At 68.2% G+C, this 25,910-nt stretch carries 17 protein-coding genes; 9 read left to right on the top strand and 8 right to left on the bottom strand.

The genetic code is table 11. The annotated features are described in order from the left end of the window. Positions 1–120: 120 nt before the first annotated feature. Positions 121–1,731 carry an ABC transporter substrate-binding protein gene (locus ABVN73_RS23805; protein ID WP_353861062.1) on the bottom strand — a complete coding sequence of 537 codons (1,611 nt, stop codon included), beginning with the start codon at positions 1,729–1,731 and terminating at the stop codon, positions 121–123. Between the two features lie 25 nt (positions 1,732–1,756). Next, a complete protein-coding gene (locus ABVN73_RS23800) occupies positions 1,757–3,031 on the bottom strand; it encodes an ArgE/DapE family deacylase (protein ID WP_353861061.1) in 1,275 nt (424 codons plus the stop codon). A gap of 275 nt (positions 3,032–3,306) precedes the next feature. On the opposite strand from ABVN73_RS23800, the gene ABVN73_RS23795 reads away from it, so the two are divergent. From ABVN73_RS23795 to rffA, 4 genes are all read left to right on the top strand, one after another. After that, the gene (locus ABVN73_RS23795) at positions 3,307–4,305 is read left to right on the top strand and encodes a LysR family transcriptional regulator (RefSeq protein ID WP_353861060.1); all 999 of its coding nucleotides are present in this window, start codon (positions 3,307–3,309) and stop codon (positions 4,303–4,305) included. A gap of 306 nt (positions 4,306–4,611) precedes the next feature. Continuing rightward, positions 4,612–7,425 carry a carbohydrate-binding domain-containing protein gene (locus tag ABVN73_RS23790; RefSeq protein WP_353861059.1) on the top strand — a complete coding sequence of 938 codons (2,814 nt, stop codon included), beginning with the start codon at positions 4,612–4,614 and terminating at the stop codon, positions 7,423–7,425. 574 nt (positions 7,426–7,999) lie between these two features. Further along, positions 8,000–8,125 (top strand): hypothetical protein, encoded by a 126-nt coding sequence (locus ABVN73_RS23785; RefSeq protein WP_353861436.1) that lies wholly within the window; start codon positions 8,000–8,002, stop codon positions 8,123–8,125. A 73-nt stretch (positions 8,126–8,198) separates the two neighbouring features. Then, positions 8,199–9,488 carry a dTDP-4-amino-4,6-dideoxygalactose transaminase gene (gene rffA / locus ABVN73_RS23780; protein WP_353861058.1) on the top strand — a complete coding sequence of 430 codons (1,290 nt, stop codon included), beginning with the start codon at positions 8,199–8,201 and terminating at the stop codon, positions 9,486–9,488. A 92-nt stretch (positions 9,489–9,580) separates the two neighbouring features. Here the strand turns inward: rffA and ABVN73_RS23775 are convergent, their stop codons facing one another. The 6 genes from ABVN73_RS23775 to ABVN73_RS23750 are packed head-to-tail and all read right to left on the bottom strand — an operon-like array spanning position 9,581 to position 19,350. Next, positions 9,581–10,846 carry a glycosyltransferase gene (locus ABVN73_RS23775; RefSeq protein ID WP_353861057.1) on the bottom strand — a complete coding sequence of 422 codons (1,266 nt, stop codon included), beginning with the start codon at positions 10,844–10,846 and terminating at the stop codon, positions 9,581–9,583. Then, positions 10,843–12,213: an O-antigen ligase family protein gene (locus tag ABVN73_RS23770; RefSeq protein ID WP_353861056.1), complete on the bottom strand. Its 1,371-nt coding sequence runs from the start codon at positions 12,211–12,213 to the stop codon at positions 10,843–10,845. Before ABVN73_RS23770 ends, ABVN73_RS23775 begins: the two co-directional genes overlap by 4 nt. Then, positions 12,210–13,436, bottom strand: a complete 1,227-nt coding sequence (locus ABVN73_RS23765; protein WP_353861055.1) for a glycosyltransferase — start codon at positions 13,434–13,436, stop codon at positions 12,210–12,212. Before ABVN73_RS23765 ends, ABVN73_RS23770 begins: the two co-directional genes overlap by 4 nt. After that, entirely contained in the window at positions 13,423–14,700 is a 1,278-nt protein-coding gene (locus ABVN73_RS23760) for a hypothetical protein (protein ID WP_353861054.1), read from the bottom strand. The genes ABVN73_RS23765 and ABVN73_RS23760 overlap by 14 nt, the downstream gene beginning before the upstream one ends. Next, positions 14,697–16,937 carry an NAD-dependent epimerase/dehydratase family protein gene (locus ABVN73_RS23755; protein WP_353861053.1) on the bottom strand — a complete coding sequence of 747 codons (2,241 nt, stop codon included), beginning with the start codon at positions 16,935–16,937 and terminating at the stop codon, positions 14,697–14,699. The genes ABVN73_RS23760 and ABVN73_RS23755 overlap by 4 nt, the downstream gene beginning before the upstream one ends. 52 nt (positions 16,938–16,989) lie before the next feature. Beyond that, entirely contained in the window at positions 16,990–19,350 is a 2,361-nt protein-coding gene (locus ABVN73_RS23750; protein ID WP_353861052.1) for an AAA family ATPase, read from the bottom strand. A gap of 560 nt (positions 19,351–19,910) precedes the next feature. Between ABVN73_RS23750 and ABVN73_RS23745 the strand changes: the two genes are divergently transcribed. From ABVN73_RS23745 to ABVN73_RS23725, 5 genes are all read left to right on the top strand, one after another. Continuing rightward, positions 19,911–20,858, top strand: a complete 948-nt coding sequence (locus ABVN73_RS23745) for a UDP-glucuronic acid decarboxylase family protein (RefSeq protein ID WP_200476798.1) — start codon at positions 19,911–19,913, stop codon at positions 20,856–20,858. Between the two features lie 76 nt (positions 20,859–20,934). After that, a complete protein-coding gene (locus ABVN73_RS23740) occupies positions 20,935–22,533 on the top strand; it encodes an undecaprenyl-phosphate glucose phosphotransferase (protein ID WP_353861051.1) in 1,599 nt (532 codons plus the stop codon). A 51-nt stretch (positions 22,534–22,584) separates the two neighbouring features. Beyond that, positions 22,585–23,664: an NAD-dependent epimerase/dehydratase family protein gene (locus ABVN73_RS23735; RefSeq protein WP_353861050.1), complete on the top strand. Its 1,080-nt coding sequence runs from the start codon at positions 22,585–22,587 to the stop codon at positions 23,662–23,664. Then, positions 23,661–24,467, top strand: a complete 807-nt coding sequence (locus tag ABVN73_RS23730) for a WecB/TagA/CpsF family glycosyltransferase (protein ID WP_353861049.1) — start codon at positions 23,661–23,663, stop codon at positions 24,465–24,467. Before ABVN73_RS23735 ends, ABVN73_RS23730 begins: the two co-directional genes overlap by 4 nt. Positions 24,468–24,662: 195 nt before the next feature. Next, the gene (locus ABVN73_RS23725) at positions 24,663–25,907 is read left to right on the top strand and encodes a glycosyltransferase family 4 protein (RefSeq protein ID WP_353861048.1); all 1,245 of its coding nucleotides are present in this window, start codon (positions 24,663–24,665) and stop codon (positions 25,905–25,907) included. Positions 25,908–25,910: the final 3 nt, after the last annotated feature.

Below are 25,910 nucleotides of genomic sequence, written 5' to 3'. Positions count from 1 at the left end.
AAAGCACTCCTGCGGCGACGGGTGCCCCCTCCCTAACCCTCCTCCGCCTTCGGCGGTGGAGGGAATTTCGCCCCCTCTCCCGCGAAGCGGGGGAGGGATGGGGAGGGGGCAAGCGCGCCCTTACTTCTTGACCATGTAGACGCTGTCGTAGCTCTCGTTCACGCCGATGGCGGTCGTGACGGCGTTCTTGAAGCGCTTGTCCACGAAGGTCGGGAACTCCATCTCGAGCAGCCAGGCCACCGGAACGTCCTCGACCAGGATCTTCTGGGCGGCGGAGTAGAGCTGCTGGCGCTCCTCGTCCTTGTTGGTCTGGGCGGCCTGGGCGAACAGCTTGTCCACCTCGGGGTTGGAGTAGCCCATGGTGTTGGAGAACATCACGCCCTTGCGGATGTTTTCCGAGACGTAGGTGCGCGTGACGCCGAGCGCCGGGTCGCCGTACTGGTAGACGAAGTTGAAGCTCAGGTCGTAGTCCCAGTTGGACACGCGGTTGACCCAGCCGGCGGCGTCGGTGGTCTCCAGCGTCACGTCGACGCCGACGCGCTTCATCGCCTGCTTCACATACTCGCCGAGACGGGTCCAGGTCTCGCCGTAGGGCATGACGAGCAGGCGGACCTTGGCGCGGGTGCCGTCGGGGCCCTTCTTGTAGCCGGCCTCCTCGAGCAGGGCCTCGGCCTTCTTCGGGTCGAAGTCGTACTTCCGGACGTTGGCCTCGTGGAAGCGGGTGACCGAGTTCACCGGGCCGGTCGCCGGACGGCCGAGGCCGAACCAGATCTTGTCGCGGATGAACTTGCGGTCGATGGCGTGCATCATCGCCTGCCGGAAGCGCTTGTCGTCCAGCGGCTTGTTGCGCGTGTTGATCTCGATCCAGGACAGCGGCGCGAAGAACTCGTAGCCCTTGGTCGTCATCTCGACGTTGGGCAGGCCCTTCAGGCGCGGGACGTCGAAGGTCTCGATGTCGTTGAACTGGGTCTGCTGGACGGTGCCCTGCTCCACGGCGACGGCGCGCGAGGCGGCGTCGGGGATCACGCGGAAGTAGATGTCGTCCAGGTACGGCTTGCCGGCCTTCCAGTACTCGTCGTTGCGGACGAGGTGGATGTAGGAGCCCTTGTTCCACTCCTTGAACTTGAAGGGGCCGGTGCCGATCGGGGTGGCGTTGGCCGGGTTGGCCTTGAAGTCGGTGCCTTCATAGATGTGCTTCGGCATCATCGGGGCCGACGACACCTCGAAGGCCTGGAGGAACGGGCCAAACGGCTCCTTCAGCGTGAACTGGACGGTGTGGTCGTCCAGCGCCTCGATCTTCTCGCACTTGGAGAAGGTGGCGCGGGCGCGCGGGTGGGTCTCCATCAGGAACTTGGTGGTGGAGAAGACCACGTCGTGGGCGGTGAAGGGCTTGCCGTCGTGCCACTTGGCGTTCTTCACCAGCTTGAAGGTGTAGACCTTGCCGTCGGGCGAGACCTCCCAGCTTTCCGCCAGTTCCGGCTGCGGCTTCAGATCGAAGCTGAAGGTCAGCAGGCCCTGGTAGATCTTGCCGGCGACCGTCTGCGTCGGACCCTGCTGGTTCAGGCCCAGCACCAGGATCGGCGGTTCCGGCTGGACGATGATGTTCATCGTGCCGCCGCGCTCCTGCGCCGCGGCCACGCCGGGCACGGTCAGGGCCAGCGGCGCCGCCAGGGCGGCGGCCAGCGCCGCGGCGGTCAGGGTTTGGCGAAAATGACGCAAACGATTGCTCATGTCTGAAGCCCCCTTATTGTTGATTCTAATCAGCGATCGGTTCCAGGCCGCACCAGTCGGCCATGAACAGGGCAAGCACGGCGGTTACCTTCGCCATGCTGTCGAGCGAGACGGATTCGTCGATTCCGTGAATGCGCTCCGCCTCCGGGCCGTAGCAGGTGGCCGGCGTGTCGCCGTAAAGCACGAAGTTGCGCACGTCGGTGGTGCAGGTCTGGGCCAGCTTCGGCGCCGGCGTCCCGAAGATCGAGCGGTGCGCGGCGTCCAGCGCCTCCAGCATCGGGTGATCGGGGTCCAGCGTGCAGCCCTCGGCCTGGAAGCCGCGGAAGATGACGCGGGCGTCGATCCCCTTGAGATCGGAGTCGCCGCGGCAGGCCTCGGCCACCACGCGCTCGATCTCGGCGCTGACCTCGGCGGCGGCGCGGCCCGGCGGGAAGCCGAAGCGCAGCTCCATCCGGCAGCGGGTGGGGACGGAGGACGCCCACTCGCCGCCGTCGATGTGCCCGACGTTCAGATTGTAGGGGTGGTGGTGGTGCGCGTAGGCGGGATGCCGCCCGTCGGGGTGGTTCCAGGCCGACTCCAACGCCTTCAGATGCTTCAGAACGCGGAAGGCCGCCTCGATGGCGTTCAGGCCGGCGCCGGTGTCGAGCACATGGGCGGGGCGGCCGGTCACCTCCAGCTCGCAGCGGATCACGCCGATCTGGGCGATCTGCAGCGTGTGGTTGAAAGGTTCCGGGATCACCGCGGCGTCGGCCCTGTAGCCGCGGGCGACGCAGGCGAGCGCGCCGTTGCCGGTGCATTCCTCCTCGACCACCGACTGGAGATAAACCGGGGCGGCGGGCTGGACGCCCAGGCTTTGCAGCGCCTTGAAGGCCATGACGTAGGCGGCGATGCCCGCCTTCATGTCGCCGGCGCCGCGGCCGTAGAGGCGCCCGTCGCGGACCACCGGCTCGAAGGGCGGTGCGGACCACAGCTCCTCCGGCCCGGTCGGCACCACGTCGATGTGGCCGTTCAGGATCAGCGACTTGCCGGCCGCGCGCCGGGGCTTGTGGACGCCGACGACGTTTTCGCGGCCTTCGTAGGAGATCAGCGAGGGGGACCAGCCGGGCTGGGCCTTCAGGGCGTCCTCGTCGATGGCGAAGCGGTCGACCTCCAGGCCCATGTCCCGGAAAATCCGTTCCATCAGGTCCTGCGCCGGACCTTCCTGCCCCAGCAGGCTGGGACTCCGGACCAGATCGGACAGCAGGCTCACTCCATCCTCGCGCAGCTTCGCCACCGCGCCCAGGATCGCATCCCGGTCCACGGCTGCAATGCTCCGCCCACCCTCGTGGGATGCGGGCATGACGACTCCGTTCTTACCACTCCGCCGCGCAGTCGTCCTTATGGGTCGGCAAATCCCCGGAAAGAAACTGTGGCGATTTCGACTTTCGGACTATGACCCCGGTTTTGCCCGGTTGGGCGAAGCCGGGGGTCGACCGCTGACGACCGGCGTATTACAATTCAGCTTCTCATCCTCCGCCAAATCGATAATCCTCATTGCCGACATAAGCAGGATTTATGGCGATGGGATTTCCCCCGATGACGGCGCGCGACCTGGAACGGCTCGGCCACCAGCTGGACTGGAACCTGTTGCGCACCTTCATGGTGATCGTGCAGGAGCAGGGGCTGACCCGCGCGGCGCAGCGCCTGGGGCTGACCCAGCCGGCGGTGTCCCAGGCGCTGAAACGGCTGGAGGACCAGATTGGCCGCAGCCTGATCGAACGCGGGCAGGGCCGCTTCCGGGTGACCGAGGCGGGCGAGATCATCTACGCCGAGGTGCTGGAGATTTACGGCAACATCTCCCGCTTCGCCGTCCTGATGCGCGATATCCGCGAGGAGATTTCAGGCCATATCCGAATCCTGCTGGCCAGCCGGATCCAGTCGCTGCTGTTCGACGCCCTGCTGGAGCGCTTCCACGCCACCCACCCGCAGGTGACCTTCCGGCTGGACGTGATGGCGAGCGCCGACGTCCATATGGCGATCCAGCAGAAGACCGGCTCGCTCGGCCTCTGCCTGATGCGGGAGCCGCCGCCGCTGGTCGAGCACGCGTTGTTCGCCCGCCAGATCTACGGCCTCTACTGCGGGCCTCGGCACCAACTGTTCGGCCGCACCGGCCTGACGCTGAGCGATCTGCGCAGCGAGGGGTTCGTCTCCTTCACCTCCGACCAGATCGGCGGGGTGCTGTCGCCGCTCGCCGTCTTCCGCGCGCAGGAGGGGATCGAGAGCCGGATCGTCGGCGCCTCGGTCAATCTGGACGAGGTGCGGCGCATGATCTCGGTGGGGCTGGGGATCGGGCCGCTGCCCCGCCATGTGGCGGAGCGCGACGTGCGCGACGGCCTGCTCTGGCCCCTGCCGCCGGAGGAAGGGGTGGCGCCGGTGGACATCCATCTGCTGTGGAACCCCGCCTCCAAGATGAACCGGGCGGAGCGCGCCTTCATCGAGCATTGCCGCGCCGCCACCGCCGGCATCCCGCTCGACCTGCGGTTCGATCCGGTGGCGGTGAGCGAGTGGGTCGACCGCCAGTTCGGCGGCGACTGATCCTTCCACGTTTCTGACGTCCTCCAGGGATTGCGCCGTCATCCGGCGGATGACGCGGCGCGGGCGCTCGCGCGGCTGCAAGAGGCCGCAAGCAAAAATTCCCATTCTCTTTTCCACGCTTTGATAAGCGGAAGATTCCTTTTTGAAAAACAGAGACTTCCCGGAGTCTTCGCAAAGGAAGCCGGGAATCTCACAAAAATGCCTCGCCGGCAAATCCATCCGAATTGGTAGTAGTGTCATATGCCAAAGGGCGAAAACGCCAAAGAACTCATACCAGAAGACAACATCTTAAGAGAGCATTGACACATGGCCAACCTGTACGGACCGAAGACGCTGACGGCCCCCTCTGGTGCGATCGTCATAGCACCCGGCGCCAACATCCAGTCCATCGTCAATGGCGCTCCCGCTGGCGCGACCTTCTGGTTGCAGCCGGGCGAGTACCGTCTCCAGTCGATCACGCCCAAGGACAACCAGACCTTCATCGGGGCCGAGGGCGCCGTGCTGAACGGGTCGAAGCTGCTGACCGGCTTCACCCAGGACAGCGCCGGGCGCTGGGTGATCGGCGGGCAGACCCAGCAGGGTGAGCGCCGCGCGACCGACGAGGCGACGCCCGGCGCGATGCGCGCCGGCTATCCGGAGACCGTCTATGTGGACGACAAGCCGCTGACGCCGGTGGACGCGCTGTCGAAGCTGAAGGCGGGAACCTTCTACTTCGACTACAACGCCGACAAGATCTATCTGGGCGACAACCCGGCGGGGCACAAGGTGGAGGCCGGGACCACCGCGCACGCCTTCGGCGGCACCGCCAAGGGCGTGACGGTCAAGAATCTCGTCATCGAGAAATACACCCCGCCGGCGCAGGAAGGCGCCATCCAGGGCGACGCCAACTGGACCATCCAGGACAACGAGCTGCGGCTGAACTACGCGGTCGGCGCCACGGCGCAGGACGGCAGCAAGTTCATCGGCAACTACGTCCACGACAACGGCGAGATGGGGCTCGGCGGCGCCGGCGCCAAGATCCTGGTCGAAGGCAACGAGATCGCGCGCAACGGCGCCTGGTCGGGCATCGACGTGTTCTGGGAGGGCGGCGGCACCAAGTTCGCCTACACCACCGACCTGGTGGTCCGCGGCAATTACTCGCACGACAACACCGGCTTCGGCCTGTGGACCGACATCGACAATGTCGGGACCCTGTACGAGAACAACGTCCTCGTGAACAACAGCGGCGGCGGCATCACCCACGAGATCAGCTACGACGCCGTCATCCGCAACAACGTCATGGTCGGCAACGGCGCCAAGCCGCAGGCCGAGGGCTGGCTGTGGGGCGGGTCGATCCAGATCCAGAACTCGCAGAACGTCGAGGCCTACGGCAACAAGATCGACATCACCGGGGTCAAGGGCGCCAACAGCATCGTGATGATCCAGCAGGACCGCGGCGCCGGCGAGTTCGGGACCTGGAAAACGACCAACAACAAGATCCACGACAACATCATCGTCTCGAAGGACGGCAACGGCCAGTCGGGCGGCGTCGCCGACTACAACGAGGCCGGCATGCTGAACGGCGGCAACGTGTGGGACAACAACACCTACTACATGCCGGACGGCGACCGCTGGCGCTGGGGCGACTTCCCGGAAGGCGACAGCTGGTCCGCCTACATGAACGCGACCACGCAGGACGAGCATTCGACCCTGTCCCAGGCCTACCCCTCGACCGCCGGCTGGACGACGGTCACGCCCACCGCCCCGCCGGCCCCCACCCCGACGGACACCACGCCGCCCACGGTCAAGGTGAGCATCGCCGACAGCACCGTGACCAAGGGCGAGGCGCCGCTCGTCACCTTCGCCTTCAGCGAGGCGGTGAAGGACTTCGCGCTGGCCGACACCACGGTGAAGGGCGGCACGCTGAGCGGCTTCAAGACGGTGGACGCCTCCACCTACACCGCCGTCTTCACGCCCTCGACCAACACGAAGATCACCGACGCCAACGTCGCGGTGAAGGCCGGCAGCTACACCGACCTCGCCGGCAACGCGGGCAAGGCGGGCGCCTCCGCCGGCTTCGCGGTGGACACGACGGCGACCACGCCGACCGTCCCGACCACGCCGACGGCCAGCGTCACGACGATCAAGGTCAACGCCTCCGGGTCGGCCGCGGGCGGTGTGAACGCACATTTCAAGGTGCTGGTGGACGGCAAGGCCATCGGCGACGCCACGGTCGGCACGGCGGCGAAGGACTACAGCTTCACCACCAGCCTGACCGCCGGGCAGCCGCACAAGGTGCAGATCCAGTACGACAACGACGGCTTCGTGAACGGGCAGGACCGCAACCTGTTCGTCAACAAGATCACCATCAACGGCACCGCCCACAACCCGACCGACAGCATCGTCAGCTACGACAAGGGTGCCCTGGACGGCAAGGACGTGGTCAAGGGCCAGTCGTCCCTGTGGTGGGGCGGCACGCTGGTGGTCGACGCCCCGGCCAAGGAATTCCCCGCGGGCGGCTCGCTGCCGCAAAGCGGTCCCAGCACGACGACGATCACCGTCAACGCCTCCGGCGCGGCGGCCGGCGGGGTGAACGCCCACTTCAACCTGCTGGTCGACGGCCAGAAGGTCGGCGAGGGCGTGGCCGGCACGGCGGCGAAGGACTACAGCTTCACCACCAGCCTGAGCGCCGATCAGGCGCACAAGGTGCAGATACAGTACGACAACGACGCCGTGGTGAACGGGCAGGACCGCAGCCTGTTCGTCAACAAGGTGACCATCAACGGCAAGTCCGTCCTGCCCACCGACGGCAACGTCACCTATGACAAGGGCGCGCTGGACGGCAAGGACGTGGTCAAGGGCCAGTCCGGCCTGTGGTGGAACGGCACGCTGGTCGTCGACGCCGACAAGAGCTTCTTCCCCTCGGCCACCCCGGTCGGCGAGGCCACGGCGCTGGCGCTCGACGCCGGGACGGACAGCGTGTGGAGCCACGTCGCCGCCCAGCAGGCGGCGTCCGCTCCGGCGGCCGCGGCCGACGCGGCGGTGACGGCGAACAGCCTGTACGGGGCCATGCCGGTCGAGGCCGGCTATGACCCGCTGTTCGACCACGCCGACCCGTCGCTGCTGAGCCACGCGGCCTGACGCGACCCAAACGGCGAAGGGCGGTCCAACCAATATTGGACCGCCCTTTGGCGGTTGTCGAAACCGCAGGACCCTTGGGGGCTTGCGACGGTCCCGGCTGGTCTCGATCGTCGCGTGCCCGGAACCGGGCGGGGAAAGGCCTCCTGCGCCAGCCGGTCCGCCCCGACGGGATGCGGTCGCGGCACCTGGCGGGTGACGCCGATCCGGTGCGGGTGTTTCGGCGCACCGGCGCACCGGCGCACCGGCGCCCAGCGTCCGAGCGTGCCGGCAGTCCATGGCACCCCGTCCTTCTCGTGGCGATGGAGCCGATACCGTTCCGTCTCATCGCGATGGCGGGCCAAATGAACCCTGCTTTCCATGCCTCCCGCCATGGAACCGGCCGCGCCTCCTTGGGGCCATTCACTTGCCGTTGGGATTACGCATCGTCCCGAAGGAGTCTCTGACGGGTAAGCGCATCACCATCATTCAATCTAGCTACGTGTCCGGGAAAGGTCCCTTTGATATCATCCGCTCGATAGACGGATTTTCCCTGTTCGACTGCGTGTCGTTTGCTTGATGCGGCTGGGGCGACCGCATCAGGACGGCGCAGGGTGCGCAATGGCTGTCAATCCCGACCGACACCAACGGACGCCATCAAAAGGCCATCCAGGAAACACGGATTGCCGGCCCCTTGCGCGGGCGAGCGGTGGAGGGCGCTTAGCCGCGCCCCTTTCGCCGCGCTCGCTCCCCAACTCAGGGCGGTCCACGGCGAGTTCGAGCGCGAGGTGATGCTGATGAGCGACACGAAGATTGGCTTCAACCGCCCCACGGTGGCCGGCAACGAACTGGAATACATCCGCCAGTCCCTGGAGCAGGCGCACCTTTCCGGAGATGGGGTCTTCACCAAACGCTGTCACGCATGGCTGGAGCGGCGGCTTGGGGCACCGCAGGCCTTGCTGACCCATTCCTGCACGGCCGCGCTGGAGATGGCCGCCCTTCTGACCGGCGTCGGTCCGGGGGATGAGGTCATCATGCCCTCCTTCACCTTCGTGTCCACCGCGAACGCGTTCGTTCTGCGCGGAGCGGTGCCGGTCTTCGTGGACATTCGCCCGGACACGCTGAACATCGACGAGCGTCTGATCGAGGCGGCGATCACGCCCCGCACCCGGGCCATCTGCGTGGTGCATTACGCCGGCGTCGCCTGCGACATGGACGCGATCTGCGCCATCGCCGCCCGGCATGGTCTGGCGGTGATCGAGGATGCCGCCCAGGCGCTGATGTCCGCGTACCGCGGCCGTCCGCTCGGCACCTTCGGCGCCTTGTCGGCCTTCTCCTTCCACGAAACCAAGAATCTGATCTCCGGCGAGGGCGGCGCCCTGGTCGTCAACGATCCGGATCTGATCACCCGCGCCGAAATCATCCGCGAGAAGGGCACGAACCGCACGCGCTTCCTCCGTGGCGAGGTCAACAAATACACCTGGGTGGACGTCGGTTCGTCCTATCTTCCCTCCGACTTGCTGGCGGCGTTTCTTCTCGCTCAATTCGAGAATGCCGAGCGGCTGGACGAGGAGCGCCATGCCTTGTGGAACGCCTACCACGAGGCTTTGGCACCGCTGGAGCAACGCGGCCTGTTGCGCCGTCCGCTGATTCCGGCGGAGTGTCGGCACAACGCGCATCTGTATTTTGTCCTGGCGCGCACAGCCCGCGAGCGCGACGCGCTAATCGCCCATCTCCGAACGAACGGCATACAGGCGCCGTTCCATTACGTGCCGCTTCACACCGCGCCGGCGGGACGGCGTTTTTCCCGCGCCGCGGGGGAATTGCCCGTGACGACCGACCTCTCCGCAAGGCTGCTGCGTCTTCCGATGTGGTACGGTTTGGGTGCCGGAGCCGGGCAGGTGGTCGAAGCCGTGCAGGACTTTTTCCGCACGGCCCACGCGAGGGCGGCAACGACGACGGGCTATACCGCCGCGAAGGTGTTGGCGCGCAATATGGCTTGGGTGCGAAGCCCATCCGGCGAGGTTCTGCCAACGCCACCGGAGGGCGCGACCGGCATGCCCCTCCCGATCACGCGAACGCAGTGAATCGAGAAGGTTCCACGGTTGGAAAATGATGGAAGCGATCATTTTCCAACCGCATCAACCCTCCCGGCATCGACCTGTTCCCAGGCGTGCTCTTATGCCGGCGCCGGCGTGTAGAGGTCTGGCGTGATCCGGCAGCTCGCGAAATCCTGGGCGCGCGCGTGGGCGGCACGGCTCATGGCGCGCAGGCGCGGGCGGTCCCGGTCCAGGGTCACGATGGCGTCGGCCAGCCCGTCGATCACCTCCGCCGCCGCGCGCCCGCGGCAGGGAACGGCGAAGCCGCAGGAGGAATCGATCATGATTCCCGAGCCGCCGAGATCGAGGCAGATCACCGGTTGCGCGTTGGCCAGCGCCTCCATGATGACGTTGGCGGCGGAATCGTGCAGGCTGGGGAACAGAAGCGCGTCGGAGCTTCGCAGGACCTCCATGTAGTCGGGATGCGACAGCCACTCGATGAAGTCGACATGGTCGGCGATGCCCAGCCGGTCGGCGAGGGTTTTCCATTCCTCCGACTGGGGACCGCTGCCGATCATCTGAAGGCGCGCCCGCGCCCCCTTCTCCAGCGCCCTGGCCAGCGCGGTCAGCGCGTAGTGGCCGCCCTTCCAATAGAGGAAGCGGCCCGAGAAACGCAGCTTCAGCGGCGCCCCGGCATCGCCGCCGGTTTCGGCCTTCATCGGCACGAAGCGGTCGGGCGGCAGCGAGCAGCCGAAATGCTGGCGCGCCTTGTGGCGGTCCCCGGCGGGCAGGACATGGCGGCTTTCATGGGTCTTCACATAGATCAGGTTGTAGCGCCGGTAGGTCATGCGCAGGAAGGGGTCGATGCGCGTCATGGCGATGGCGGCGTCGCGGACCAGCTCCGTCGCGATGGCCTTCCATCCCAGCGGGCGGATCAGCGGCCAGGGTGCCCGCTCCCCGCCGCCGACCGGGCCGATCACCGACAAGGGCGCCAGCCCGCCGCAGAAGGCGGGAAAACGGATTCCGCCGATGGTCACGTTGTGGATGATATCGAAGGGTTGCCGGCGCACCAGCTCCTTCACCACGGCCCGGCAGCGCCATTGCCACGCGATGTAGGAGAGCTGGAACCGCGTCTTGCTGTCGTGGTGCGCCATGGTGTCGGGGCGGTCGATGAACACGAAGTCGTCCGGTTCGAAGGCGGTTTCGCCGCGTTCGATCTTGCCCAGGATCTTCGGGCGCAGGCGCCCCTGAGTCACCACCGTCACGCGGCAGCCCGAGCGCTTTAGCCCCTCGCCCCAGTTCCAGCCGTTGGCGGATTCCGACCCGCTGTCCGGCTCGCAGGCGAAGGCCACCAGAAGGACCGACTTTCCGGAATTGGCGGACTCGCCGGTGGACGGCACGCTCATCGTTCATCCTCCCTCAATCGATGCGACAGCTGGCCATGTGGCAGCGCGGACCGGTTTTCGAGTTCGTTGCGGTAGATCAGGCCGGCGGCGATGCCGACGCCGAACAGGACCCAGAACCAGATGCCCAGCATCGGCCCCTCCAGCGTCACGTCGAAGGAGGCGTTGATGACGATGGACAGCCAGTAGCAGAAGAGGAGGACGAACAGCCGCGCCCAGGCGCGGTCGCCGTTGCGGCGGGCCAGCAGGAAGGCGCGCATCATGAAGACCGACCAGCTTCCCAGCAGCGCCGCCCACAGGGCGAAGCCGGGCACCCCGGCGCGGGCGAGGATCGTCATGTGGGCGTTGTGCGGGCTGCGCAGCACCTGCCCGTCCTCGGCATCCACCACCTGGAACCCGTCGTCGTCGGCCAGATTGATGCCGAAGCCCTTGCCGTCCCAGAAATGGTCGCCCTGCACGGTGTAGCCGATGATCTTGTCCCACCACATGATGCGCCACTGCTTGGTGCCGTCGAGCGTGGCGGTGTCGGTGGTGCCCAGGATGCTCATCGCGTTGGTGACGAGCTGGTCGACCGACAGCTTGCGCGACGAGACCTCGATCTCCAGGTTCAGCACCAGCGCCACGATGACGGTGACCGCGGCGATGCCCAGCAACGGGGCGAGCTGCCGACTGCGCGGCACCAGGGCCAGCGCGATGGCCAGCGGCACGACGATGGCGAGCATCCCGCCGCGGCTGTGCGCGGCGACCAGCGCCATGCCGAACACCAGCATCGCGAGTTGCAGCAGGTTCAGGCGGCGGAAGCCCAGCAGCACGAACAGGGCGATGCCCGCGAAATGCACGCCGACCTCGCCGGGGCGCAGGCTGATGAAGGGAACGCCGTAGCGCGGCCAGGTGGGGATCTGCGCGTTCAGAAGCTGGAACAGCGGGTAGACGACCGGCATCACCGTGACGAAGAACACCGCGAAGCCGCCATAGGCCAGCACGAGGCGGCGCAGCCGGTCCGGCTCGTCGTAGAGCACGGCGATGACGACGAAGGCGAGCAGCCCGTACATCACGATCACGCTGTCGCGCAGCGCGTCGAAGCTGTAGGTGCCGAAGAAGGGCAGCGTGCGCGCCAGCACCCAGACGATCAGGATCGCCAGCAGCGTTCCCGGCAGGCTGGACACCGTGGCGAAGACCCCGCCGGTGCGCAGCATGACCAGGAGGCCCGAGAGCAGCAGCACCTCCCCGATGAACAGCGGCGGCGCCCCGATGTAGGCGAAGCCGCGCCCGGCCAGGGAATAGCCCAGCAGGACGATCATCAGGAAGGTCAGGTAATGGTCGGCGGCGCGGGTCCGGCCGCGCTTCGGCGTGGCGAGGACGGCGCTCATGACGGGCGTCCATAGGCGGCGGCGCGCAGCCGGGCGGCGATCCGCCCCCAATCGCCGATCGCCACCACCATGCGGTGGGCGTTGGCCGCCATGGCTTGCCAGGCGCCGGGGCCGGTGCGCTCGGCCCGCGCCAGCGCGTCGGCCACCGCCTCCGCCGTCAGGGCGGACACGCCGAAGCCGGCGCCGTGGCTTTCCACATAGGGGACGAGGCCGGTCTCCCGCGTCACGATCAGCGGCAGACCGGACAGGGCGGCCTCCAGGCCGCCGGTCGGCATCACGTCGTAGCGCGAGGTCAGGGTGAAATAATGCCAGCCCGCCATCATCGCCGCCTTCTCCGCCCCGAAGACCGGGCCGTGGATGCGGATGCGGGTGCCGAGGCCGTGGGCGTTCGCCCGCCGTTCCAGCTCGGCGCGGGCGGGGCCGGACCCCGCCAGTTCCAGCACCCCGCGCCCACCGGCGCGGCGGTAGGCGGCGAAGCCGTCGATCAGCAGGTCCACGCCCTTGTGGTCGATCTCGTAGCGCGCGCAATAGCCGAAGGTCAGACGGTCGCCGTCCGGTGCCGCGCGCGGAACGGCGGCGGGAAGGCCGCCGCGCCGCGCCGACCAGGCGGTGTTGGGGAGCAGGCGGATGGCGGCGCCGGGGGCGACCCGGCGGACAATGGCCGCCTCCTCCTCGGTGATGGCGTGGACGAAGCGGGCGCGGGCGAAGGCGGGAGCGTCGAAGACGCGCAGCCACGCCGCGGGCAGAGGGCGGCGCACCCGGCCCGCGATGTCGTAGACGTGCGAGCACTGGCCGTGCAGCGTCACGCCGTAGGCGACGCCGCGCCGGTGCAGCCCGCGGGCGAGTGCCGCGAACAGCGGCTTCACCGCGCCATGGATGTGAACCACCGTGTCCGGTCCGGCGCCCTCCAGAAGGCGGTCGAGCGTCGCCTCCGCGATGGTCAGCGACCGCCCGGACAGCCGCGGCCCGCCGAGGGGAAAGCGCTGCGCCGGGCAGTCCGCCGGGATGCCGGTCAGGGCGTCCGGATCGTCGGAGAACAGGCACAGCCGCGCCTCGTCGCCCATGGCCCGCTGCTCCGCGATCAGGCTGCGCACCACGTTGTGCAGCCCGTTCGCCGAAGAGGGATGGGCGATGGCCGGCTGGATCACGACGTGCCGGAGGTCGAGCGGACGGACTCCGGCTTCGTCCATGGTGAATGAGGCGCTGCCGTCAGCGGGCGACATGGGCGGTCCTCGTCTTGGAGAGGTAATAGTGGGCGGCGCCGACGCGCAGAAGGCTGGAGAACAGCAGGGCCATGCACACCCCGGCGACGCCGTACATCGCCGCCAGCGGACCGACCGCCGCGAACACCGCCAGCGTCCCGGTGACGTTCACCACCAGCGCGAACTGGCTGCGCTGCACGCCGTAGAAGTAGCTGCAGACCATCTCCGCCAGATAGCCGGCCAGCGCCCCGATGGAGAGCAGGCGCAGCGGCCAGTCCTGGTCGGCGTAGGGCGACATGGCGCCATAGACGACGTTCAGCATCTGGTGCGGGATCAGCAGGCCGAGGCTGTAATAGACCAGCAGCGGTGCCGCACCGATGACGACGTAGCCGCGGATCGCCAGCCACGCCTGCTCGTCGGGGTGAAGCCCGCCCGTGTTGGACGACAGGGTGCTGCGGCCGCGCGCGGCGATCTGGGGAACGAGGTTGCCCATGCCGATGATGATCGGGTTGGCGATGTTCACCAGATTGACCACCGCCTGGAACGCCGCGGTCGACGCCATGCCGTCCATCGCCGCCATCAGCCAGACGAGGCTCTGCACCCGCAGCATCAGGAACAGGTTGTTGGCGAGCGCCCAATGCCCGATCGACCAGAAGCGGCGGACGACCGCCGGCAAATCCGACAGGCCGTCGAAGCGCGGGCGCAGGATCGCGAAATGGACCACCGCCCCGGCCAGCGCCGGACCGGTCATGGCGATGAACACCCGTTCCAGCGTCAGGTGGCCGCCCAGCGCCATCAGGTTCAGAACGGCGATCTGGCCCAGGTAGGTGACGCTGTCGCCCCACAGCGCCTTGTCGTGCTTCAGCCCGGACATCAGCCCGCGCCGTCCGATCTCCTGCACCTGCCAGACGATGAAGTAGAGCACGGCGGGGCCGACCAGCTCCGGCATGCCGAGCCCATAGCCGACCAGCGCCACGATGCCGGACAGCGGCAGGATCGACCCGGCGGTCATCAGGACGGCGCGGCCCGCCAGGGTCCGGCGTTCGGCGCGGTCCAGCACCGCGCCCTCCACCGACAGCGGGTACTGGATCAGGCTGACATTGACGACCTGGAGCGCCAGCAGGACCGAGAGGAAGAAGACGAAGGTCCCGTATTCCTCCGACGGGAAGGTCCGGGCGAGCTGGATGTTGATGGCGAACATGCCCAGGCTGACCACGCCCTGGTCGGCGAGGGTCCAGAAGCTGCGCACCAACGAGGCTGGAAGCGACGCCGGGATCATTCTCATGCGCTGCCGACCCGCGTCGTCTCGGTGGGGGCGGGCAGGGGATGCCGGTCCTCATTGGCAGGCCGCGCGGCGGCGGGAGCGGTGCGCGGAACGTCGCGGTAGGCCCAGCGCAGATAGTCCGCGGTCAGCGCCATGCCGTCCTCGAAGGCGAAGCGCGGCTCGTAGCCGAGCAGGCGCCGCGCCTTGGTCAGGTCGATGAGCGCCCTGGCCTGATAGAGCGCCAGCTTCTGCGCGTCGGGCAGCCAGAGCTGGTTGCGGCTGGCCTTCTTCTTCAGGAAATAATGGACCATCACGAGGTGGCGAAGCCGCGGCGGCAGGCGGTCGAACCCGCCCTGGAGCAGCCGGCGGGCGGGGCGCCAGCGCACGATGATCTGGATGATCTTCTTGGGGTCCTGAAGCACCATGGCGATGTCGCGCCGCAGGCTCTTCATCTCCTTGCGGATGGCCTCGGCGGGCTGGAAGCGCAAGCTGTCCACGCCCAGCGCCTCCTGGAAGCGCCCGAAGACGGCGGCCCAGGGCGGGGCGTCGGGTCCGGAGATCACGAAGCGCTCCCCGATGGCCTGGGGGCTGCGGGTCGCCGCGATCATCGCGTCCACCAGATCGTCGATGTAGACGGCGTTGCACAGCCCGCCTTCCTGCGGCAGCACCACCGTGCCGCTCAGCAGCATCTCGGCGGGGGCGTTCGTCCACGGCTTGCAGAAGGGGCCGTAGACGATGGAGGGCTGGAGCACCACCCCCGGCAGGCCGCGCGTGCGCGCCGCGTCGAGCACCATGGCTTCAAGGTCGAGCTTGTTCTGGACGTAGCTCCAGGCCCGGTCGCCGTCGCGGGTCTCCTCCGACAGCGGGCCGTCGGGCAGCGGTTCGTAGACCGAGAAGGTGCTGAGATGGACGAAGCTCTCCACCCCGTTGGCGAGGCTGGCGTCGATCAGCGCGTTCATCCCGTCGATGTTCTGGCGGCGCGACCGCACGTCGTAGGCGCAGTGGAAGACCCAGTCGGCGCCGGCCACCGCCTTGCCGATGGCTTCGCGGTCCAGCAGGTCGGCGCGGATGATCTCCACTGGGAAGCGGGCCAGACGCACCGCCTGCGCGATGTCGCGGACGATGCAGCGGACCCTGGCGCCATGCTCCAGGCACAGCCGCTCGACCAGCCGTCCGCCGATGAAGCCGGCGGCGCCCGTCACCACGACCGTCGGCCCGTCGGCATGGGGAGATGCCGCCGGCGCCGGGCCAACCACCCAGGGCAGGGCCAGCGTCTTGCGGCTGGCGTAGCAGCGCTCGATCAAGGCGGTGGAGGGCAGGGCCTCGCGCCCGCCGACGGCGGCCGGGCGCCCCTCGCGGATGGCGTCGGCGAAGTCCTTCAGCTCTGCCTGGAACAGGTCGCCGAAGATCTGCGGCGGGATGTGGTTGGCCGAGAAGCCGTCATGGACGAAATCGAGGATCTGCGGCACGTCCGAGACGATCTGGTTCTCGTAGAGATGGACCTCGACGCTTCCCTTGGTGCCGTGGACGCGGATGGTGTTGCGCAGGGCGCGGGTGCGGCTCAGCTCCAGCGTCCCGGTGGCTCCGGACGCCATGGTCAGGGACAGCCGGCAGTCGGATTCCAGCCCGCCGTAGCTGTCGTCGCTGTAGTCGACCTCCGCCGCCTCCCCGAACCACCACAGCAGCAGGTCCAGCGTGTGCGACCCGGTGTCGAGCAGCACGCCGCCGCCCGCCCCGTCGCGCCGCAGCATGGCCGGCGAGCTGATGCCCCAGTTGTAGACGAAGCCCTCCCGCGCCTCGAAGCGCAGGACGCGGCCGAGCTGGCCGGAGTCGATCAGCGCCTTCAGCCAGCGGACGCCGTTGACGTAGCGGCGCATCAGCCCGACGGCGAGCACGCGCCGACGCTCCTCCGCGGTCTGCACCATGCGCTCGGCGTCGGCCAGCGCGACGGCCAGCGGCTTTTCCATGAAGACGTGCTTTCCGGCCTCCAGCAGGCTCTGGCCGACCGGCGCGTGGAACATCGGCGGGGCCGCCACCAGCGCCGCGTCGAAGCCGTCCGCCGCCTCCCGCCAGTCGGCCACGGCGACGGGGGCGCGGTTGCGGCCGAGCATGGCCTGCACCGCCTCCAGCCTCTCCGGCGAGGGATCGACGAGCACGCTCGGCCGCCAGCCCAAGCGGAGCAGAGCCGGCAACAGGTGGTGGCTCACGATGCTGCCGCAGCCGATGATGGCAAGCCGCGGGAACTCGGCGTTGGTCATGGAATCCTCGCTTTTGGGATTGCCGTCGCGTGGGCGCCGTCCGTCGGCGCCGTCAATGCCGCGCGGGCGCGTGCAGGGCGTAGTAGTAGGCGTCGTCCTTGTGGCCGTACTTGACGTGCTTGGACGCGACGACCCGCGACAGCACGACGCCGCCGACCGCGCTGTCGACCGACCTCAGCTTGTTCAAGCCGGCCGTCACGGTGTCCAGCGGGGTGTGCTGCCAGCGGACGACGTAGATCACGCTGTCGGCCAGGAAGGACAGGGCCAGCGCGTCGGAGAACAGCATCACCGGGGCGGAGTCGATCACCACCACGTCGTAGTTGTGGCGCGCCCACTGGATCAGGTCGCTCATCGCCTGTGAGCTGATGCGGTCGTGGGCGTCGGAGGTGCCGACGGCGTTGCCCAGCACCCCGAGGTTGGTGGTTTCCTGATGGATCAGGTCGTCGATGCCGACGCGGCCGTCCAGCAGGTCGGCGACGCTGCCTTGCGGCCGGTAGCCCAGCAGCGTCGCGATGGAGGGACGGCGGAAGTCCGCGTCAATCAGCAGCGTGTTCAGCCCCAGACCGGCCAGCGACCGCGCCAGATTGGCCGCCAGCATCGATTTGCCTTCCTTGGGGATGGAGGAGGTGACGAGCAGCACCTTGGGCGGCGTCCCCCGCTTGCGCGGCATGCAGGCCATGGTGCGCACCGTCTGGATCGCCTCGCGGAAGGCGCCGATCTCGCGGGCGCGGCGGCTGTCGGGGCGGTTTTCGGGGTACAAGGGCAGGTTCCAGACCGCCTCGTTGCGGGGGAGCGCCGGGACCATGCCGAGGCAGGGCACGCCGGTCGCCCGCTCCACCTGGGTCGGCGTGCGCAGGCCGGAGCTGAGCCGCTCCAGCAGCAGCACCAGCGCCACCGCCAGCGCCGTGGAGCCGACCAGCCCGACGCCCAGCGACATGCGCAGCTGCGGGAAGGCCGGGCGGATCGGCGGCAGCGCCGGGGCGCTGAGATGCGCGTCCAGAGCGCCGGTGTTCTTCAGCGCCATCGTCTGCTCGTAGCGTTCGGCGAGGCTGCGGTAGAGCGTGCGGTGCGCGTCGGCGGCGCGCTCCAGGTCGCGGAGCTGGATGCCGGTCGCCTCGATGCCCTTCTGCTGGTCCTGCAGGTCGGCGATGCTCTTCAGCAGGGTGGCCTCGCGGATGCGCGCGACCTCCAGGTCGGCGTCCAGCCCCTTCTGGATCTTGCCGACCTCGTCGCGGATGCGGGCCTTCAACTCGCCGATGCCGCGGCGGAGATTCACGATCTCCTGGTGCTTGTCGCCATAGACCTGCTGAAGCTCGGCCAGCCGGCGCTCCAGCATCGCCTCGGCCTCGCGCAGCTTCTGGATCAGCGGGGAGGCCAGCACCTCCGGGATCGCCGCGGCGTTGTTGGCGGCGGTCTGGTCGCGGGCCTGGCGCACGCGGGCCTCGGCCGCCGCCTTCTGCGCCTGCGCGGCGGTCAGCTGGGTGGCGAGTTCGTTCATCTGCTGCTGGACCATGTTGCGCCCGTCGGGCGGCAGCTCCAGCAGGCTGTTCTCCTTGCGGAAGCTGCGGATGGCCTCCTCGGCGCCGCGCACCGCCTCGCGCGCCTCTACGAGCCGCCCGCCGAGCCACTGGTTGACCCGTTCGGTCAGGTCGCGGTTCATCTCCGTCCGGTAGTCCAGATAGGCTTGGCCGAAGGCGTTGGCGATGGCGGCGGCCTTCGCGGGATCGACCGACGACGCCTCGATGATGATGGTGAAGGAGCGGTCGTCGTTGCGCGCCTCGATCCGGCGCAGCAGCGTGTCGATGGTCAGCAGGCGGGCTTGATTAGGGTCGCGGGCGACCGGCCCGTCGTCGGCGCGGAACAGGGCGGTCGTCTCCTGCACGATCCGGCGCAGCACGTCGTTGCCTTCCGGCGGCAGCGCGCCGACGCCGGCCTTGGTGACGCGCTTCAGCCAATGGTCGTCCGCGCCGTCCAGCGCCTTGAGCGTCGGGTTGAATTCGGCGTCGTTGAGCAGGCCGAGCTTTTCCACCACCCGCTCCGCCAGGGCGCGCGAGCCGACGATGGACACCTCGCTGCGCACGGCCGGCGCCTCGGGAGTCAGGTTGGACACCACCGACTTGAACTCCGCCAGTTCGACCCGCCGGGAGTCGAGTTGAACCATCGCGGTGGCACGGTACATCGGCTTCAGCGACTGCATGACGTAGGTGATGGTCGCCGTTCCCAGCAGGATGATGGTGAGCAGCAGCAGCTTGCGCCGCCACAGCACCGCCAGCGTGGCGAAGACGGTCGCCTCCTGCCGGCCGCGGACGTCGGAGGATTCCCCGCCGCCCGATTGCAGAAGACTGTCCGGAAGGACGCTGGCGTGCGCTTCGTGGCCTGGAAGCGTTCCGCCTTTGCCGATCGAAGATGTCACGTCGTCGCCCCTTTCGTCTTGCTGGCTGGCGGTCCGGCCCGGGATGGGCGTGGCGGATGGGTGCAAAGGACGCGCTGCGGCCTTCTTGTTTTCTTTGGAGATAACCGAGACTTCGGGCGTCGTCTGAAGAGCAGGTCCGAATGGATTGACCAAATGGACTGTGGTGTTCCGCTGCGCAATCGTTGCCGGACAGACTTCGAGTACCGTGAATGGCGCCGCGCAACAATTGAAAAAAAGAAGGGCCATCCGTCGCTGTGCTTACGACGGCGACCGTCATAAATAATCATATCCGATACCCCGTCCGCGTGTTTGACGGTCAACTCCGCGCCGGTCACAGTCTGCCGGGTGCAGCGGAGCCGGTTCAGGCTTCGAAACGCCGCACAATTCCAGACATGGCCGTGCATTTCCGCGTAAAGCCCGAGCATATGCACGCTTCGCATGGCGAAACGCTGCGCCTTGTCTCTGGACTTTAAAATATTCGCGGAAGCGGTTCGGCGCGGCGTCTCCGCGTTCCGCCGCCGTCCGGTCGTTACCCCCGGTCAACTCCATGGAGAGGCTCAATGACGTCCACGACTGAGCGCGTTCTTGTGACAGGTGGCGCCGGGTTCATCGGATCGCATCTGTGCGAGCGTCTTCTGGCCGCCGGGAAAGAGGTCCTGTGCGTCGACAACTATTTCACGGGTGCGCGTTCGAATATTGCGCATCTTCTCGACAATCCGAAGTTCGAGGCGGTGCGTCACGACATCACCTTCCCCCTCTATGTCGAGGTGGACGAGATCTACAACCTCGCCTGCCCGGCCTCGCCGGTGCATTACCAGTTCGACCCGGTGCAGACGACCAAGACCAGCGTCCACGGTGCCATCAACATGCTGGGGCTGGCCAAGCGGGTGAAGGCGACGATCCTCCAGGCCTCGACCAGCGAGGTCTACGGCGACCCCTTTGTCCACCCGCAGCGCGAGGATTACTGGGGCAACGTGAATCCCATCGGTCCGCGCGCCTGCTACGACGAGGGCAAGCGCTGCGCCGAGACGCTGTTCTTCGACTACAACCGACAGCACAAGGTCCCGATCAAGGTCGCGCGCATCTTCAACACCTACGGCCCGCGCATGAATCCGAACGACGGGCGCGTCGTGTCGAACTTCATCGTGCAGGCGCTCAAGGGCGATCCGATCACCATCTACGGCGACGGCTCGCAGACGCGGTCCTTCTGCTACGTTGACGATCTGGTCGAGGGGCTGCACCGGCTGATGGAAACGGACGGGACGGTGACCGGCCCGATCAACCTCGGCAATCCCGGCGAGTTCACCATCCTGGAACTGGCGGAGACCGTCATCCGGATGACCGGATCGCGCTCCCGGATCGAGCGGCACCCGCTGCCCCAGGACGATCCGCGGCAGCGCAAGCCGGACATCACCAAGGCCCATGCTTACCTAAAATGGATGCCGCACGTGCCGCTCGAAGAGGGGCTGGAGCGCACCATCGCCTATTTCGCCAAGACCTATTTCTGAGCGCGGTGACGCAGTCGGCAGCGCCGCCGCATCGCTGGGGTGCGGCGGCAGGGAATGGGCCAACAGGGAACGGCGGATGTTCGAACTCCCTTCACGAGACAGTTCGGCGAAGCCGGACTACGGCGCGCGCGTGGGGATGGCCTTTCAAGGCCCGCGCCCGGACTCCGTCTCGCCGGTCGCCGCGGCGGCCTCCGCCCCCGCCCTGCTGTGCGGGCTGGTCGCCGCGGACGCGCTGATGGTCGTCGGGACGGGGCTGGCGGCGGAGGGTATCGCCGCCCGAGTGCTGCGGGCGACCCCGGCCGATCCGGCCCTGTTCACGGGCGCCGTCACCTCGTTTGCAGGCGTCTTCAACGTCGCGGTCGGCCCGCTGGCCGTGCTGTCGCTGATGTGCTTCTACAGCGCGGGCTGCTACCGCAACCTGCGCCCCAGGGCGGTGCGGCGGACCATCGGCGCGCACGCCGGGCCGCTGTTCGGGGCCTGGACGGCGGCCTTTCTGGTGCTCGTCCTCCTGCTTGGTGTGACGGGGGACTTGCGGCGGTTCGACACGGCGGCGGCTGGGACGCTGTGGTTGTGGTACGGGCTCGGCCTGTTCGGGCTGACGGCGCTGCGCAGTCTGGTCCTCCGGCTGGCGCGCGGCTGGAACCTGGCCGGCGGTCTGCGGCAGCGGACCCTGCTGGTCGGCACCAACGATTTGGCCTTCGAGTGGCTGGACCGGCTCCAGCGGACGGAGGGGGCGGGCTATCAGGTGATCGGCGCGGTATCCACTGCGGCGGACCGGCCGTCGTCCGTCACCGCCCCGCCCTTGAGTACCGCCCGGATGGCCGGCGTGCCGGTGCTGGGGGGTGTGGCCGGGCTGGTCGAGCAGGTGCGCAAGAACCGCATCGACCTCGTGGTGGTGGCCCTGCCCTGGAGCGCCGAGGCCGAGATCACCGACATCCTGGAACGGCTGCGCGTCCTCGCGGTGGACGTCCGCCTGCTGCCGCACCGGCTGATCGCCCGCACCGCGGGCCTGTCGGTCGATGCGACGGCGGGCATTCCGCTGCTCGGCGTCATCCATCACCCGCTGGCCGGCTGGCGCGGCGTGCTGAAGCGGTCGGAGGATCTGCTGATCGGCGGCGCGGCGCTGGCGGTCCTGGCGCCGGTGCTGCTGCTGGCCGCGGCGGCCATCAAGCTGGAAAGCCCCGGCCCGGTGCTGTTCCGCCAGAAGCGCTTCGGCTTCAACAACGAGGAATTCGAGATCTGGAAGTTCCGCACGATGCACACCGACCGCGGCGACCAGTCGGGCGCGCAGCGGACGGTGCGCAACGACCCGCGGGTGACGCGCGTCGGGCGCTTCCTGCGCCGCACCAGCATCGACGAACTGCCGCAGCTCTTCAATGTGCTGCGCGGCGACATGTCCATCGTCGGGCCGCGACCCCATCCCGTCGCCATGAAGGCTGGGGACGTGCTGTACCACGAGGCGGTGGAGAACTACGCCTGCCGCCACCGGGTCCGTCCCGGAATCACCGGATGGGCGCAGGTGAACGGGCTGCGTGGCGAGATCGACAACCTCCACACCGCCGCCCGCCGCGTCGAACACGACCTCTACTACGTCGACAACTGGTCCCTCGGGCTGGACGCCGAAATCATGGTGCGCACCGCCCTCCTCCTTTTTTGGGACCGCAACGCCTACTGACGAAGACGCCCCTGCTGAACCAACAAACAAACCGCGAAGGAGTTTGACGCCATGTCCGTCGCCCTTGTCACCGGTTCCTGCGGATTGATCGGCTCGGAGAGTTGCCTGCATTTCGGTGCGCTGGGAATGGACGTCGTCGGCATCGACAACGACATGCGGCGCACCTTCTTCGGCGACGAGGCCTCGACCGCGTGGCAGCGCCAGACCCTGGAGCAGACGCTGCGCCAGCGCTACCGCCACCACGCCATCGACATCCGCGACGCCGCGGCCATCGACGCGCTGTTCGAGCGGCACGGTTCGGCCATCTCCCTGATCATCCACACGGCGGCCCAGCCCTCGCACGATTGGGCGGCGCGCGATCCGCAGATGGATTTCTCGGTGAATGCCAACGGCACGCTGAACCTGCTGGAGGCGGCGCGGCGGCACTGCCCGGACGCCGTGTTCATCTTCACCTCGACCAACAAGGTCTACGGCGACACGCCGAACCGCCTGCCGCTGATCGAGACGGAGACGCGCTACGAGATCGACCCGTCCAACCGCTACGCCGGCGGCATCGCCGAGGACATGTCGATCGACGCCACCCTGCACAGCCTGTTCGGCGCCTCCAAGGTGGCGGCCGACGTGCTGGTGCAGGAATTCGGCCGCTATTTCGGGATGAAGACGGTGTGCTTCCGTGGCGGCTGCCTGACCGGGCCGAACCATTCGCCGACGCAGCTTCACGGCTTCCTGGCCTATCTGATGCGCTGCGCCGTCACCGGCACCCGCTACGACGTGATCGGCTACAAGGGCAAGCAGGTCCGCGACAACATCCACAGCAACGACCTGATCGCCGCCTTCCAGGCGTTCTACGACGCGCCGCGCAGCGCCGAAGTCTACAACATCGGCGGCGGGCGGGCGAGCAACTGCTCCATCCTGGAAGCGGTGGCGCTGTGCGAGGAGATCACCGGGCGCCCGATGGATCTGGCCTTCAAGGAAGCCAACCGCATCGGCGACCACATCTGGTGGGTCAGCTCGCTCGGCCGGTTCCGCTCCCACTACCCGTCCTGGGACATCCGGCACGACGTCCGCAACATCCTCACCGATATTCACGACAGCAATCGGCGCCGCTGGCGCGTGGAGGCCGTGGCATGATCGACCATGGGAAAAAGGAAGTGCTCGGCGTCTATGTCAACGCCGTCGATTACGAGGCCGGCGTGCACGCCATCATCGACGCGGCGGAGCAGCGGAAGCCCTTCGCGGCCAGTGCGCTCGCCGTCCATGGCGTGATGACCGGGGCGCTCGACCCCGAGCACCGCTACCGCCTGAACGCCATCGACCTCGTGACTCCGGACGGCCAGCCGGTGCGCTGGGCGCTGAACCGGCTGCACGGCGCCGCTCTGCCGGACCGCGTCTACGGCCCGAACCTGATGCTGCGCACCTGCGCGGCGGCGGCGGCGAGGGGGCTGCCCATCTACCTCTACGGCGCCACGGCGGGGCTGCTCGACACGCTGACCACGGCGCTGATGGAGCGCTTCCCTGGCCTGATCATTGCCGGGGCCCGCCCGTCCGCCTTCCGCACCCTGAGCGCCGAGGAGCGCGCGGCGGTGGACCGCGAGATCATGGAGTCCGGCGCCCGCATCGTCTTCGTCGGGCTGGGCTGCCCACGCCAGGAGACCTGGGTCTATGAGCACAAGGCGGCGCTGTCGATGCCGCTGATCGCGGTCGGCGCGGCCTTCGACTTCATCGCCGGGAAACAGCCGCAGGCGCCGATGTGGATGCAGAATTCCGGCCTGGAATGGCTGTTCCGGCTGTCCACCGAACCGCGGCGGCTGTGGCGGCGCTACGTCATGCTGAATCCGGCTTTCCTGTTCCTGCTGGCCTGTCAGGCGGTGCAAATGCCGCTGGTCCGCAGCGGCCAGGCGCGCCGCCCGAAAGGAGAGCTTCGATTTGGCTAGAGGCTTGCCGGTGCTTCGCAGTTGCCAAACAAAACAAGCGTTTTTATAAATGAAACACCGTCAGATGCTGGTTTTGTCCGCCGTTTTAAAATGAAACGGCATGGTATCGGCGGATTTACCTGAGCAACCTCGGAACAATGCCTTGAGCCGCGACCGCTGCGGTCCGCGCCTCCATGACAGTCGGGGATTCCTGCAATGAGCCTGAAGATCCTGTCGGCGATCGTCGTGCCGCCGCATCTGGCGGTCAGCGGCGCCAGCAAGGCGGCGGAGAAGCTGAGCGTCGCGCTGCAGGCGCACGGTCGCATCGACATCGCGAACATGGGCATGGCGAGCCGGGTGCCGATGGACCCCGGCAAGCCGGGCGAACGGATCGAAGTCCGGACCTCAAGCCCCTTCGTCGGGCTCGATTCCGTGCTGCCCAACCGCGCGAAGACCCTGTTCTACCAGTCGAGCATCCCGGCGCTGATCCGCCATGGCTCCTACGATCTGGTGCACATCCACAACCCGATCCCGGCGCTGGAGATGATGCGGGTGGCCCGCGCCTGCGTGGCGAAGGGCGTGCCCTACGTGGTGTCCACCCACGGCTTCGTGGAGATCGGCAACCCGGCGGCCTTCCGGCGTATGGACGCGGCGCGGCGGCTGGCCTGGGACCTGCTGATCGACCGTCCGGTCCGCTACGTCGTCCGCAACGCGGCGGCCATCTGCGCAATCTCCCCGGTGGACCTGCCCATCGTCCGGAACTTCGGCTTCACCGGGGGCGACATCGCCGTCATTCCCTACGGCGTGGACCGCCCGAACGACTGGGGCGCGCCGACCCCGGCGGACCGCGACATTCACGGCAAGTTCGGCATCCCGGAGCGCAAGGAGGACGGCGGTCCATTCACCGCCTTCTTCCTCGCCAACCACACGGCCAACAAGGGGTTGGGCGTGCTGCTCGACGCCTTCGTCGGCCTGTCGATGCCGTTCCGCCTGATCGTCGGCGGCGAGAAGCGCGACTTCGTCGATTACGAGGCGTACCAGCGCCGCTGCGGGCCGGGCCAGACCATCCACCTTACCGGCAATCTGGCCGAGGCGGAGGTCGCGGCCATGTTCCGCCGCTCCGATCTGTTCGTCTTCCCGACCCTGGCCGACACCTTCCCCAACGTGATCCTCGAGGCGATGGCCTTCGGCGTCCCGGTGGTGGCGAGCCGGGTCGGCGGCATCCCGTATCAGGTCGACGACGGCTGCGCGGTGATCGTCGAGCCGGGCGACGCGCTGGCCCTGCGCGCCGCCGTCGAGCAGCTCGCCACGGATCCCGAGCGGATGGCGCGGATGGGCCGCCACGGCCGCCTGCGCGCCGCCCAGCGCTTCGACTGGGCCGCCGCCGCCGCCGAGACCCACCGGCTCTACGACGCTGTGATCCGCCGCCCGGCGGGCGCCGCCGTCCTCAAGGCCGCCTGAACC

Origin of the sequence: Azospirillum formosense (genome assembly GCF_040500525.1) — a bacterium.
GTDB classification, from domain to species: domain Bacteria; phylum Pseudomonadota; class Alphaproteobacteria; order Azospirillales; family Azospirillaceae; genus Azospirillum; species Azospirillum formosense_A.
The sequence above is the reverse complement of the archived record's forward strand: the minus strand, read 5'-3'. Positions and strand labels throughout refer to the sequence as shown.